Raw genomic sequence first — 13153 nt, forward strand, 5'->3', positions numbered from 1 at the left:
TCTCTAACCCCGCCAACATGTTACAGGTAAAATCGGCTGCCGCCACCTGGCAAGTAGTTCTGGAGAAAAACCAGATTCTTCTCAACGATGCTCCATTTACCTGGGATTTGCTTCCCCTCAGCCCTACTTCCTTCCATATTCTGAAAGACGGCCGCTCCTATACCGCCGAGTTGCTGCAGGCTGACCCGGAAACCAAAACCTTCCAGATCAAAATCAACGGCAATGTGCATACGTTACAGGTGCAGGACCGGATGGATTTGCTTCTGGATAGCCTTGGCATGGGTCAGGCGCTGGCGCACAAGATCAATGACATCAAAGCGCCTATGCCGGGCCTTATCATTGACATCAAGGTACAGCCGGGCCAGGAAGTAAAGAAAGGCGACCCCATCCTTATTCTGGAAGCCATGAAGATGGAGAACATCATCAAGTCTCCCGGCGACGGCGTGGTGTCTGAGGTGAAGGTAACCACCAGGCAGAACGTGGAGAAAAACCAGGTATTGATCGTATTTTAAAGAATATTCCGTTTTGGGCCTGTTTTGTGAAAAGCGGGCCCAAAACGTGTATAGACCCGTGTCACTAACTATTACTATTTTATAAGCATGCGATTCAAAAGAATTCTATTGAAGCTCAGCGGAGAGTCCTTGATGGGCGAACAGCAATATGGGATTGACACCAACATGCTGGTGCAGTACGCCGAAGAGATTAAATCTGCCGTAGATCTTGGCGCCGAGGTGGCCGTAGTGATTGGCGGAGGAAACATTTTCAGGGGCGTACAGGCCGAGTCTGTTGGATTGGACCGCGTGCAGGGCGACTACATGGGTATGCTGGCTACCGTGATCAACAGTATGGCGCTGCAGAGCGCGCTGGAGAAGGTGGGCATCTTCACCCGTTTGCTTTCTGGTATCAACATCCAGCAAGTATGTGAGCCGTACATCCGCCGCCGCGCCATGCGCCACCTGGAGAAAGGCCGCGTAGTGATCTTCGGGGCGGGTACCGGTAACCCTTACTTCACCACTGATTCTGCCGCTTCCCTGCGGGCCATTGAGATTGAGGCCGATGTGGTGCTGAAAGGTACCCGTGTAGACGGCATCTACTCCGCTGACCCGGAGAAAGACTCCTCAGCCGTGCGGTACCAGGACATCACCTTTGAAGAGGTTTTTGAAAAAGGCCTCAACGTAATGGACATGACTGCGTTTACCCTTTGCAAGGAAAACAACTTGCCTATTGTGGTGTTTGACATTAACACGCCGGGCAACCTGGCCAAACTGATTAAAGGCGAGCGTGTAGGAACCTTGGTTTCTATGTAATTACAGGTCTTGCTGCCCCGGCAGTGGATTTTACAGAATTAAATCAGAAATTTGTGCCGCCCTTTGGCATTTGCTACGGTGGTACCGTTTAGTCATCTTTCTAAATCAGAAAACCCAATGACCGAAGAAATTAACTTTTATTTGAGCGAAGCCGAGGAGTCAATGCAGAAATCGGTGCAGCACACTAGTGTAGAATTAACCAAAATCAGAGCCGGCAAAGCGTCCCCTGCCATGGTAGAGGACCTGCGCGTAGATTACTACGGCACGCCAACCCCCATCTCGCAGGTGGCCAACATCATGACCCCAGATGCCCGTACGCTTATGATCAAGCCTTGGGAGAAAAACATGGTGGCTGAAATTGGCAAAGCCATCAAGAACAGCGACCTGGGCCTGAACCCCATGACCGAGGCAGACGGCATCCGGTTGAACATCCCGGCCCTGACCGAGGAGCGTCGCCGCGAGCTGGTAAAGCAAGCCAAAAACGAGACCGAAAGCGGTAAAATCCGCGTGCGTAACATCCGTAAAGACGTGAACGACTCACTGCGCAAACTGCAGAAAGAAGGCACCTCAGAAGATGCGGTGAAAGACGCCGAAGGCAAAGTACAGAAACTGACTGATGCCTACATTGTGAAACTGGATGAGCTTCTGTCTAAGAAAGAGGCCGAGATCATGACCATCTAAGGTTTTGCGTTCCAGGTCTGTTTTAAGGAAAACAGGTTAAAAAGAGAAGGCCCCGCACTTGACAGTGCGGGGCCTTCTCTTTTATGGGAATTTGAAAAAGTAAGCTTTACGCCGGAATGGCCGCCAACCACCTTTGGGCCTCGGCCAGGCTGTCAAACACTTCGATGCCGGTGGTGTCATAGGTGAAGCGCAGGGATTTATCTGTAGACAACCGGCTGAACATGCTGGGCGAGTACACCCAGGCAAAAGACACCATGCCAGCCTGCCGCATGCGCGGAAACCAGTCTGAGCCTACCCACTCCGCCGCGCTGGACCAGATGCCCTCCACATGGGTGTTGTCATTAAGGACTTTGTAGCAATTGAATTGCGCCATGGCCTCCAGAATACGCTCGCAGCCATCCTGTACAGATTGTTTTGTCTGAAAACCAATCCAATCTGCGTTGATGTACTGCTGGTTCTGGTGATAGGTGATAGAAATATAGGTATCCTGGAAGAAGGTGATGGAACTCATTGTCAGGGGGTAGTCCTTCAGTTTGTCTGTCTGGGAAAGAAAGCAAATTACACTACTTCCCTGAGAGAACCAAGTACTTATACGCTAAAAAATATGGCTATTTCAACTCATTCATTGGCTAAACCTTATTTTAACGCCCTTTAGAATAAAAGGTTTCCCATTTTTATCCACATACTAGAAAATAGCAAAAAGTAAGTAGCGTAGAAGAAACAACTAAGCACGGTGCTTTCCCTTTGCCGGCTTAGTCTTCCACTAATCTGCGGTTTCCAAGGTTTTCAAGTGGCTTGAAACTCAAAAAATTTGAAAACAGAAACCGGCGTTCTGGGCTCCTTTTAAAAAAAGGATGCCTAAAACGTCGGCTTATGGCAATTGATTTCTTCTACTAAATATACAGCTTCTTGGCTTGTATGTATTCCTGTACTTCTTCCTGCAGCAGGTAACGGGTAGATTTACCTTCCTTGAGACACTTCCGGATGAAAGTGGCCGAGATATCCAGGAGCGGAGCCGGAACCACGGTTATCTTGGCGTGGTTCTGCAAAGCCTCGGGAATCTTGGCGCTACCCGGCCGCGGATAAACCAGCACCTCGTAGAGATCCAGAATCTGCTCGTAGTTTTTCCACTTGGGCAGGGTAGCCAGGTTGTCTTCGCCCATGATGAGCACAAACTGGTACTTAGGATACTTTTCCCTGAGATAGGTAAGCGTATCTATGGTGTAGCTGGGCTTGGGCATCCGGAACTCAATGTCGGTTACGCCTAGATCGGCGTTATCGGCAATGGCCAGACGCACCATGTGCAGGCGGTCAAACTCATGCAACAGGCTGCTGCTGGGTTTGAACGGGTTCTGCGGGCTCACCACGAGCCAGACGGTGTCTAAGGTGGTATTGGCGGCCATGTAGTTGGCCAGGATCAGGTGCCCTATGTGGATGGGGTTAAAGGATCCAAAGAGTAATCCTACCCGCATGGCTACACAATAGGCTCTTCTGGATAGATAAAGTCCCGCACCAGTTTCTCGGCCCGGGCAAAGGCCTCTTCCAGGTTCTCGTTCACAATCACCTCATCAAACTGGTCTTCAAAGCTCAATTCGAATTTGGCCTTGAACACGCGGCTGGAGATGCTGGAGGCTGAGTCTGTGTTGCGGGCCACCAGGCGCTTGGAAAGCTCCTCAATGGAAGGCGGTTTCACAAAGATGGCCAGGGCGCGGTCTTTGTAGAAGTTCTTCACGCTGAGACCGCCTTTGACATCCACGTCCAGGATGGCGTGCTTGCCTTCAGACCAGATGCGCTCAATCTCAGATTTAAGGGTACCGTAGAAAGCACCCTCGTACACTTCCTCCCACTCCACGAACTCATCCTTCCCGATTTTGTCGCGGAACTCTTCTGGGGTAATGAAATAATAATCTTTGCCGTTAACTTCACTGCGGCCCCGGCGGTCGCGGGTGCAGGCTGAGATAGAGAAACTTAGCTCTGGAAGTACGTTTACTAAATGACGGACAATTGTGGTTTTGCCGGCTCCTGACGGGGCCGAAAAAATAATGATTTTACCTTGCATCCAGGGTAGGAAAGCTTAATACTAAGCCGTTTGGTGGATTTTTGATTTGATGGAGTCTACTAGTGTAGCGGGAGTACCTGGTCTGCGCAGCGAGGCGTTCAGGAACTTTACAAACAACCGTTGTTTGTCAACGCTCTCAAAGCAGGGAGAGCATTCATCGGCTTTCTCAGACAGAAAAGCCTCATCTTCTTCTGTAGCTACACCTTCCAGCCACTTCTCAAAAACGCCCTGCACCTTCTCACAGTCTGGTTCATGGCTCTCATCTGAGGCGTTTGCGCCCATCAATTCATCAGTCATAGTAGTAGTCCCCATCATATTAATTTCTGTTTAGCCATTATAGCCCATTGACTTCGCGTATTTTTCCAACTTCTCTTTCAAAAAATGCCGGGCCCGGTGAAGGCGGCTCCTTACTGTTCCTATGGGAATGTCCAGGATCTTGGCCATTTCCTCATACGTGAACCCTTCAAGGTCACACAGGATAATCACGGTCCGGAAGTCTACCGGCAGTGAGTTCAGGGCACCCGCCACTTCATCGCCAATCAGGTCCTGCACACTTTCCATGCGCAGGTCTGTAGTACCGCCAGAACTGTCCCCCTCTGCGTCCACGTCTTCTGAATTGTAGTAACCTTCCACCTCAGAGTAGTCTACTTTGGCGGGTTGTTTGCTCTTTTTCCGGAAGTCGTTTATGAACGAGTTCTTTAGGATGCGGAACAGCCAGGCCTTGGCATTAGTTCCGGGTTCGAAATAATCGAAGAAACGATACGCCTTGAGATAGGTCTCCTGTACCAGGTCATTGGCGTCATCTTCATCCAGGGTAAGACGGTACGCGAAGTTGTAGAGAGGCGAAATAACCGGCATCAACTCGGCCTCAAACCGGGCGTCTTTCTCCTCTTTTGTCATTGAATTCGCTCTCTGTTCGCTCATTGGTCTTGATTTTGTACTTTTACACTTGGGATAAAAATACCTATACGCAAATATAGAAATTAAATATACATAGGTACATACGAATATTAGGGCAGATGTTTACATTAACCGGCCCCAACGTCGTTTTTCGGGAATCCATCCACCTTCCTTTTTCTGTTTCCGCGCCGCATGCCTCAACCTATTTCTGTTACCATACTCGCTAAAAACAGCCAGGAGTTGCTGCCGCAATGCCTCAAGGCGCTGGCCCGGTTCCCGGAGGTTATCCTGCTGGACAACGGCTCCACTGATGCCACCGTTTCCATCGCCGGTCAGTTCCCCAACGTAAAGGTTTTTTACTCGCCTTTCATCGGGTTTGGCCCGCTTAAGAACCTGGCCGCCTCCTACACCTCTCATGACTGGGTCCTTTCCATTGACAGCGATGAGGTCCTGACGCCGGAACTAGCTCAAACCATTCTCAGCCATCCCTTAGATAACGCCAAAGCCTACCGCTTCTTGCGCCACAATTTCTATGGGAAACGTTTAATCAATGCTTGTGGTTGGGAAAATGATTATGTGCTACGCCTTTTTAACCGCAAAGTTACCTCCTTCACAGACCGCGAGGTGCACGAAGGAATCAAGACCGAGGGGCTTGCGATTGAGACCCTGCCGGGCATCCTGAACCATTATTCCTTTAAGAACACAGATGAGTTACTCAGGAAACTGAACCAGTACACCACGCTTTTTGCCCAGGAGAACCGATTCCGGAAATCGTCCTCGGCCTTTAAAGCCACTTACAAAGGCTTCTGGACCTTTCTGCGCAACTATTTCCTGAAACGGGGCTTCCTGTACGGTTTTGAGGGATTCCTCATCTCGGCCTGCAACGCCAACGGGGCTTTCTACAAGTACATGAAACTGCACGAGGCCAACCGTTCCATGACCACCAGCCTCATCATCTCTACCTACAACTGGCCAGATGCGCTGGAAGTAGTTTTGAAGAGCGTGGCCCTGCAAAACGAATTACCAGATGAGGTGATCATTGCCGATGACGGATCACGCGCCGAAACTAAGGCAGTCATTGAGAAGTTTCAGGAAAGCTTTCCAGTGCCGCTGCGCCACTGCTGGCATGAAGACACCGGCTTCCGGTTGGCGGCCATCCGGAACAAAGCCATGGCCATGGCCACCGGCGAGTACCTGCTCTCCATTGACGGCGACATGGTGCTGCACCCAGACTTTGTCAAGAGCCACAAACGCATAGCGCGCGCCAACACCTTTATTCAGGGCAAACGCGTGCTGCTGCAACCCGAGCTCACCAAGCAGATCCTGCAAAGCAAACAGTGGCACATCACGCCTTTCTCCTCCGGCATCATCAACCGTTTCAATGCCGTTTCCTCAGAAACACTGGCAAAACTCGGCTCCAAAAAACGCCCCGACATCAAAGCCATACGCGGCTGCAACATGGCTTTCTGGCGCGCCGATGTTATACAGATCAACGGCTTCAACGAGGATATTGAAGGCTGGGGCCGCGAGGACAGCGAGTTTGCCATCAGAATGCTGAACGTGGGCGTGGAGCGCCGCAACCTGCCCTTCGGCGGGGTAGGCTACCACCTGTACCACCCTGAGAACGCTCGCACTTCCCTCCCAGAGAACGACAAAATCCTCGCCGATGCCATTGCCCAGAAAGCCAAATGGTGCAGGAACGGGATCAGTAAGTATCTTCAAGCTTAATACTGACCAGAACAGCTATTGCTAACTTTACAAGAGAAGCATGAATCCAGCCGCTTTCATGCTTCTCCGGAATTTCCCTTCTGAGTCTACCTCTCTTTTGTCATCCTGAAAGGATCTTGTGGGCGAACTAGAAAAGCCTTGAATAAGCGCTACTACCGTTCGCTACCAAGATCTTTCCAAGATGACAGTAATGGGGATTACTCATATACTTGGAGGGTGCGTTCATCCTTAGAAGGTGCGTTTATCGTCCCCAGAGCGGCAAAACAAAACGCCCGGCTTCTTTGCAGAAGCCGGGCGTTTTTATGCTGTTTTCCGGAAAAAAGGCCGGAAACGGATATGCTTAGTAGCGGTAGTACTCTGGTTTGAACGGTCCTTCCACCTCCACGCCGATGTAGGCAGCTTGCTCTGGAGACAGTTCTTCCAGTTCCACCCCGATTTTGGCCAGGTGCAGACGGGCTACTTTCTCGTCCAGGTGCTTAGGCAGGGTGTACACTTTGTTCTCATAAGCCTCGGCGTTCGTCCACAGTTCAATCTGGGCCAGCGTCTGGTTAGAGAAAGAGTTTGACATCACGAATGATGGGTGACCAGTGGCACAGCCCAGGTTCACCAGACGACCTTCTGCCAGAATGATGATGTCTTTGCCGTTGATGGTGTACAGGTCCACCTGCGGTTTCACGGTGTCTTTGGTATGACCGAAGTTCTCGTTCAGCCAGGCCATGTCAATTTCATTGTCAAAGTGACCGATGTTGCAGACAATGGTTTTGTCTTTCATGGCCTGGAAGTGCTCGGCGCGGATGATGTTGAAGTTACCGGTAGCGGTTACCACAATGTCAGCCTCAGGAATGGCATTCTCCATTCTGCGTACGGCAAAACCGTCCATGGCAGCCTGAAGGGCGCAGATCGGGTCAATTTCTGTTACGATCACGCGGGCACCGGCACCACGCAATGAAGCGGCAGAACCTTTTCCTACGTCACCGTAACCAGCCACTACGGCTACTTTACCGGCCATCATCACGTCAGTAGCTCTTCTGATAGAGTCTACCAATGATTCTTTACAGCCGTATTTGTTATCGAATTTAGATTTGGTCACCGAGTCGTTCACGTTGATGGCAGGCACCAGCAAAGTGCCGTTCTTCATACGCTCGTACAGACGGTGAACACCCGTGGTAGTCTCTTCAGACAAACCTTTGATACCGGCAGCCAGCTCTGGGTATTTGTCAAACACCATGTTGGTCAGGTCACCACCGTCGTCCAGGATCATGTTCAACGGTTTGCGGTCTTCGCCGAAGAACAAAGTCTGCTCAATGCACCAGTCAAACTCCTCGGCGTTCATGCCCTTCCAGGCGTACACCGGGATACCGGCAGCAGCGATAGCCGCCGCGGCGTGGTCCTGGGTAGAAAAGATGTTGCAGGAAGACCAGGTCACCTCAGCACCCAAGGCTACCAGGGTCTCAATCAACACGGCCGTCTGGATGGTCATGTGCAAGCAACCCGCGATACGGGCGCCCGCCAATGGCTGGCTTGCGCCGTACTCCTCACGGATAGCCATCAGACCCGGCATCTCAGCCTCGGCCAGTTTAATTTCTTTTCTTCCCCACTCAGCCAGGGAAATATCTTTTACTTTGTAAGGCAAATACGTTTCTACCATTGTAGTTAAGGTTTTACTGTAGAAATGCAAAGGTACAGAAAATGTTTATCTTACTCAATTTTCTGCACTTTAGCTATACCAGATTTGCTTTAAAGCACCGTGCCACCTGCCTTGACAAGGCAGGTGGCACGGCAAAGCTCAGCTCTCTGCTTAATTGTTCATAATCACGCCAGCTCCCAACGTGTTGGTGTTGCCAGACGGAGGGTTCAGGAACCCCTGGGCATAAACCGTGTAGATTTTACCAGCCTGCAGGTTCAGAGTGGCCGTTACGGCTGCTACGTCAGTGCCTACGGGCTGCACCTCCAGAGTATAGCTTCCGGCATTCACCGGCGTGAAAGCCGTGCCTTCCTTAAACTCAATGTCAGAGAAGAGGTTATTCCCACCCTGCACCACAACATCCACGCCAGGCGCATCTGGCGAAAGGTGCACGAACCGCACGTGTGCCCGACCGCTGGCCGGAGCCGTCAAGTCATCTACCAACACCACCGGGGTAAGACCAGAGAGCGGACCAGCCGCGAAGACTGAATAATTCTTGTCTTTCTCCAGCGTCACATTGGCATCTATGACCGGACTGCCCATTCCGGCCCCGGCGGCAGTCACTTTGATGTTCCTTGAGCCGGCGGGAAGGGTCAGATAACCCGTATTGTTGGGATAATTCAGAGCCGAAGTATTGGCTTTTGTTCCGTCTACATACAAATCCACTCCAGGAGCATTGGGCGAAGCATGCACCACCAGCACCCGGGCCTCCTCGGTCAGCATTTCCGAAGCGTCATCGTCATCATCGCAGCTCGTGAGGAATAGCACGGGCAAAACGGCGAGTAGGGTAAGTTTCATCCATTTTTTCATAGCTGTACTTCACTTAAGGTAAAAACTAACTCATTTACAGGTAGAACCAGTTCACCAACTCTATGTTTAAGATTTCTACATAAAACATTAAACAAACCTATTTACCCCACACCCGTCTGCATTTCCGTATCTTTGCCTCTCCACGCCCGAGCCGTTTTATGCGTATTTTCACCATTGAAGAGCAAAAGTTCATCCTGGACCACCAACAGCAAGACACTGCTCAACTCATGTTGCAGGCGAAGCGTTTTGCCCCCCTGCCGGTCCCGGAATTAGTGCAACAGATAAAGTCCCGTCAAAAGGCGCAGCAAAAGCTCCCTACCTGGGCAAAGCACCCGCAAACCATTTTCCCGGTTTCTCTTTCGGTTGAACAGAGCTCTTCTGAAGATACAGCTGCCTATAAGGCAAACCTGGTGAAGGGACAGGCGCTGGTGGACCTGACTGGCGGCTTTGGGGTGGACAGCTATTACTTCGCCAGGAGTTTTGGTCAGGTGATCCATATTGAGCAGAACCAGGAACTGCAGGAAATAGCCAGTTATAATTTCAAGTTGCTGGGCGCGGAAAACATCCAAAGTCTTTCTACCACCGCAGAAGAGTATTTGCAACGCATGGATACATCAGTGGATGTCATCTACCTGGACCCGGCCCGCCGCGGGCAGAGCCAGGAGCGGGTTCACCTGCTGCAGGACTGCACGCCAGACGTGTTGGGCTTGCTGCCTTTACTGCTCCAGAAAAGTAAAGCGGTGCTCTTGAAGACCGCCCCCATGCTGGACATTGATCTGGCGTTGCAGCAGTTGAGCCACGTTGCCCAGGTGTGGGTAATCGCCGTGCAGAACGAATGCAAAGAAGTACTCTACCTTCTGAAGCCCGAGGCCACGGAACCGCCTCTCCTCACTACCGTCAATCTCTTGGCGCACCAGGAAGCCCAGCCGCTCAGCTTCACCAAAACGCAGGAAGAGAACGCTGCTGTTACCTATTCAGAGCCCCAGCGGTATCTGTATGAACCCAATACGGCCTTGCTTAAAGCCGGCGCCTACAAGTGGCTTTCTGAGAAATACGGCGTACACAAACTCCACCGCAACAGCCATCTCTACACCTCACAAGAACTGCAACTAGCGTTTCCGGGCCGGATTTTTGAAATCATGACCAAACCGAAAGCCAATACCAAGGAACTGCAGCAGCTTCTGCCCAAAAAGAAAGCGAATATCACCACGCGCAATTATCCGCTTACGGTGGCGCAGCTCCGGGATAAGGTAAAATTGAAGGAAGGCGGAGATGATTATCTTTTCGCCACCACCGATCTGCATAACAAACCCATTCTGCTGCTCTGCCGGAAAGCCGGGGTTTAGTTGTAAGCTGTAGTTTAATGTATACTCAGCCATTCAGATAAATGAAAACAAAAGCCCTCGACGGAAATGGAATCCAGCGAGGGCTTTTGTTTTAGACCGGGTAGACAGGCTTGGCTTTGCTCACCCAGCAGCTGCCTTTGAGGCTGAAGCGCCAGGGCAGCAGCGCATCGGCCCCGGCGTAGGCTACCCCCACCCGTGGACCAGCGATAATCTGCTCCTCTGGCACAGTCACGCCCCGGTCTTCAAACCAGATTTCGTCTCCAGATAAATCAGTGCCGTTATGCTGGGTAGAGATGCCCAGCGCCTGCGTGACCAGCCCAGGTCCGGCGGTAAGGCGGGGCTCTACTTTAGCAAGCCCTCGGCGGAGCCGCATTTCCTCAATCCCTTCCAAGGGTTCAAGGGCCCTGATGAGCACGGCATCGGCGGTGCCCTCCACGTTGGTCACGATGTTGAACAGCGAATAGATGCCGTAGATGAGGTACACGTAGGCCACGCCGCCCTGTTGGTACATGATCTGGGTGCGTTTGGTGCGGCGGCCCAAGTGGGCGTGGCAGGCGGCGTCTGAAGTACCGGAGTATGCCTCTGTTTCCACTACCATGCCACCGGTGAGCACGCCGTCAAAAGAAGAAAAGAAGTACTTGCCAATCAAGTCGCGGGCGATGGTGACCACGTCTGGCCGGGTGTAGAAATCAGGGGTAAGCTTTTGCTGGAGGGGCATAAACGGGCGACTATTGGCGGATGAAGACTTCAGTGGCACCATCGGCGATGACGTTGCTGATCACGAGCGTGTTCTCGCCGCAGAACCAGAACTGGTAACCCACTGGCGGGAGGCTCTGCCCCACCAGTTTGAAGGGTTTGCGCTCACCCTGCAGTTTGCCGTTCACGTGCTCTTCAAACTCGCCGTTCTCATAAAAAGTCAGGGTTTTGGCTTCACCTATCTGCTCCCCGGTCAGGAACTCGTCTTCCTGAGCGCCCATGTAATTGGTCTGGAGGCCGCGCAGCTCCCATTTGCCTTGTAACTGTGAGACCGCCGTAGCCGAATCTGTGGTGGTAAACTCACAAAGAGCCACCGCGGTATCCTTGTTTTCTTCTTTGGGTGAGGAGCCCTCCGCAGGTTTTTCACCGTTGCCCTGGCAACTGGCCAGAGAAGCGCCCAGTATCAGAAGCGCCGCATATATCTTTTTCATAGTAGGGTCAGTTTGAACCTTAGCAAGAACGCAAAAAGAAAAGGGGCAGCCAAGTGACTTTCATCCTTGGTTGCCCCTATCGTTTATAAATCAGGAAATTCCTAGTTAACGCTTTTTCTCCACCGCTTTCTGGATGTTGAAGTAGACCTCGGTGAGGTTGAGTTTGTTAGGGGTCTGCAGGCTTACCAAATCATATTTGTTATCCACCAGCTGCGGCCGGCCTTTCTGCCGAAGCCCCACCACCGTGAGGAACATGTATTCATCGCGGGGGGCGTTCAGCACCACAGCGGTTTCTTTGCTGCGCCCGTTGCCGCTGGCTTTGATGGCAGCCATGAGGCCCTCAAACTTGGTGAGCCACTTCTGGCTTTCCACCTTGTTGTTCATCTCGCCGTAGGCCATGTGCATGAGGTACATCACATCCAGGTTGAAGGGATCGGTGGCCAGCAGTTTTTTGCCTGTGCTTATAATCTCTGGGAACCGCTCATATAACAGCATCTCATTGAGGGCATCTGATTTATCGTTGGGTTTGTAGGGGTTGTAGCCAGGTTGCATGGTCCAGCCGTAATACAGGTGCTTGTACTCGTCCAGAGTGAGTTGGGTGTCATTGGCGTGGTAGCGCTTGAGCAGGTTGGGGTAGTACATCTTGGACTTGGGCGAACTCACCGCAGTCTTGATAGCACTGTAGTCAACTTTGGAAACGGTCTGACCCTGCCCTTCTTTAAAAACTGATTGGGCCTGACCATTTTTAGAGGTTTGGACTTCGCCTTTTTTAGAAGTCTGGGCCTGGCCTTGCAAAAGGAGTCCCAGGCACAGCAGGCTAAGAATAAAGAATTGTTTCATGTGGATGATAAAGGGAAATTGAGACGATTTAGCCCATGGCAAATACAGTGCTAAAAACTACAGGCTTTGTAAAAAGTTACATCTTCATCGCGGTTCCAGCAGCACAGCACATCCGTTTCGGGCCTGTTCTTGCTAAAATAACGCTGAAACAGAAGAATTATGCGTCACAAACCGGCTTTAAAATGACGTATCATTTTCACAATGAAGACACCTGTTTTTCCTGATGACACCTCTAAGCAAAGCTGCTTGCCTGGTAACCGATGTCAGCTCCGCCAGGAACTATCTTCCTGCTGTTTCAGGCTTGTTTCCCGGAAAACAGCCTAATAACAGCCGTTTACAAAAATTCAGCGGGGCTATAGTGGGCTTGTAAAACTTCCCGTACCTTTGCTCCCGATATTGGTGACAGCCTCGGTCTTCTTCCGATGATGTCTTAAAAGGGAATCAGGTGGAAAACCTGAGCTGTACCCGCAACTGTTATCTTCAAACCCATTCTGCCCACCACACGCCACTGTCTGCTTTGCCAGATGGGAAGGCCGGGCCGAAGAAGAGAGCCAGGAGACCTGCCAACATCCAACATTCACCTGGAGGCTTTCGGGAAAAAAAGCAGCAAG

16 protein-coding genes and 1 riboswitch are annotated in these 13153 nt (G+C 51.4%); of the genes, 6 read left to right on the top strand and 10 right to left on the bottom strand.

Annotation, left to right across the window (positions count from 1 at the left end; all coding sequences use genetic code 11):
- Positions 1-17 precede the first annotated feature (17 nt).
- From J3P34_RS04465 to frr, 3 genes are all read left to right on the top strand, one after another.
- A complete protein-coding gene (locus J3P34_RS04465; protein ID WP_210486575.1) occupies positions 18-512 on the top strand; it encodes an acyl-CoA carboxylase biotin carboxyl carrier protein subunit in 495 nt (164 codons plus the stop codon).
- Between the two features lie 87 nt (positions 513-599).
- Complete coding sequence (gene pyrH / locus J3P34_RS04470; RefSeq protein WP_210466576.1) at positions 600-1307, top strand: UMP kinase; 708 nt, start codon at positions 600-602, stop codon at positions 1305-1307.
- 117 nt (positions 1308-1424) lie between these two features.
- Positions 1425-1988, top strand: a complete 564-nt coding sequence (gene frr / locus J3P34_RS04475; RefSeq protein WP_210466577.1) for a ribosome recycling factor — start codon at positions 1425-1427, stop codon at positions 1986-1988.
- 106 nt (positions 1989-2094) lie between these two features.
- On the opposite strand, the gene J3P34_RS04480 is transcribed toward frr, so the two are convergent.
- The 5 genes from J3P34_RS04480 to J3P34_RS04500 form a co-directional block, all read right to left on the bottom strand.
- Complete coding sequence (locus tag J3P34_RS04480; protein WP_210486578.1) at positions 2095-2499, bottom strand: hypothetical protein; 405 nt, start codon at positions 2497-2499, stop codon at positions 2095-2097.
- A 382-nt stretch (positions 2500-2881) separates the two neighbouring features.
- Positions 2882-3460, bottom strand: coding sequence for a nicotinate (nicotinamide) nucleotide adenylyltransferase (gene nadD / locus J3P34_RS04485; RefSeq protein ID WP_210466579.1), 579 nt, complete (start codon positions 3458-3460; stop codon positions 2882-2884).
- Positions 3461-3462: 2 nt separating this feature from the next.
- Complete coding sequence (gene gmk / locus J3P34_RS04490; RefSeq protein ID WP_210466580.1) at positions 3463-4047, bottom strand: guanylate kinase; 585 nt, start codon at positions 4045-4047, stop codon at positions 3463-3465.
- A 21-nt stretch (positions 4048-4068) separates the two neighbouring features.
- Positions 4069-4362 (bottom strand): hypothetical protein, encoded by a 294-nt coding sequence (locus J3P34_RS04495; protein WP_210466581.1) that lies wholly within the window; start codon positions 4360-4362, stop codon positions 4069-4071.
- 12 nt (positions 4363-4374) lie between these two features.
- Entirely contained in the window at positions 4375-4971 is a 597-nt protein-coding gene (locus J3P34_RS04500; protein ID WP_062543958.1) for a sigma-70 family RNA polymerase sigma factor, read from the bottom strand.
- Positions 4972-5139: 168 nt separating this feature from the next.
- Here J3P34_RS04500 and J3P34_RS04505 point away from each other — a divergent pair, with 168 nt between their 5' ends.
- Positions 5140-6675 carry a glycosyltransferase family 2 protein gene (locus J3P34_RS04505; protein ID WP_210486580.1) on the top strand — a complete coding sequence of 512 codons (1536 nt, stop codon included), beginning with the start codon at positions 5140-5142 and terminating at the stop codon, positions 6673-6675.
- 340 nt (positions 6676-7015) lie between these two features.
- Here the strand turns inward: J3P34_RS04505 and ahcY are convergent, their stop codons facing one another.
- Together ahcY and J3P34_RS04515 are read right to left on the bottom strand one after the other, a co-directional pair.
- Entirely contained in the window at positions 7016-8323 is a 1308-nt protein-coding gene (gene ahcY, locus J3P34_RS04510) for an adenosylhomocysteinase (protein WP_210486582.1), read from the bottom strand.
- 150 nt (positions 8324-8473) lie between these two features.
- Positions 8474-9169, bottom strand: a complete 696-nt coding sequence (locus J3P34_RS04515) for a DUF4397 domain-containing protein (RefSeq protein WP_210486584.1) — start codon at positions 9167-9169, stop codon at positions 8474-8476.
- 158 nt (positions 9170-9327) lie between these two features.
- Here J3P34_RS04515 and J3P34_RS04520 point away from each other — a divergent pair, with 158 nt between their 5' ends.
- Positions 9328-10515: a THUMP-like domain-containing protein gene (locus J3P34_RS04520; RefSeq protein WP_210486586.1), complete on the top strand. Its 1188-nt coding sequence runs from the start codon at positions 9328-9330 to the stop codon at positions 10513-10515.
- A gap of 91 nt (positions 10516-10606) precedes the next feature.
- Here J3P34_RS04520 and J3P34_RS04525 read toward each other — a convergent pair whose 3' ends face one another.
- From J3P34_RS04525 to J3P34_RS04535, 3 genes are all read right to left on the bottom strand, one after another.
- Positions 10607-11233 (bottom strand): DNA-3-methyladenine glycosylase, encoded by a 627-nt coding sequence (locus tag J3P34_RS04525; RefSeq protein ID WP_210486588.1) that lies wholly within the window; start codon positions 11231-11233, stop codon positions 10607-10609.
- Between the two features lie 10 nt (positions 11234-11243).
- Positions 11244-11702, bottom strand: a complete 459-nt coding sequence (locus J3P34_RS04530; protein ID WP_210486590.1) for a hypothetical protein — start codon at positions 11700-11702, stop codon at positions 11244-11246.
- Between the two features lie 105 nt (positions 11703-11807).
- A complete protein-coding gene (locus tag J3P34_RS04535) occupies positions 11808-12542 on the bottom strand; it encodes a DUF4919 domain-containing protein (RefSeq protein WP_210486593.1) in 735 nt (244 codons plus the stop codon).
- 35 nt (positions 12543-12577) lie between these two features.
- Between J3P34_RS04535 and J3P34_RS04540 the strand changes: the two genes are divergently transcribed.
- On the top strand, positions 12578-12766 hold the full coding sequence (locus tag J3P34_RS04540) for a hypothetical protein (RefSeq protein ID WP_210486595.1): 189 nt from the start codon (positions 12578-12580) through the stop codon (positions 12764-12766).
- 168 nt (positions 12767-12934) lie between these two features.
- Positions 12935-13113, top strand: a riboswitch (cobalamin riboswitch).
- Positions 13114-13153 lie beyond the last annotated feature (40 nt).

Source organism: Rufibacter aurantiacus, from assembly GCF_017916345.1.
Taxonomy (GTDB): Bacteria; Bacteroidota; Bacteroidia; order Cytophagales; family Hymenobacteraceae; genus Nibribacter; species Nibribacter roseolus.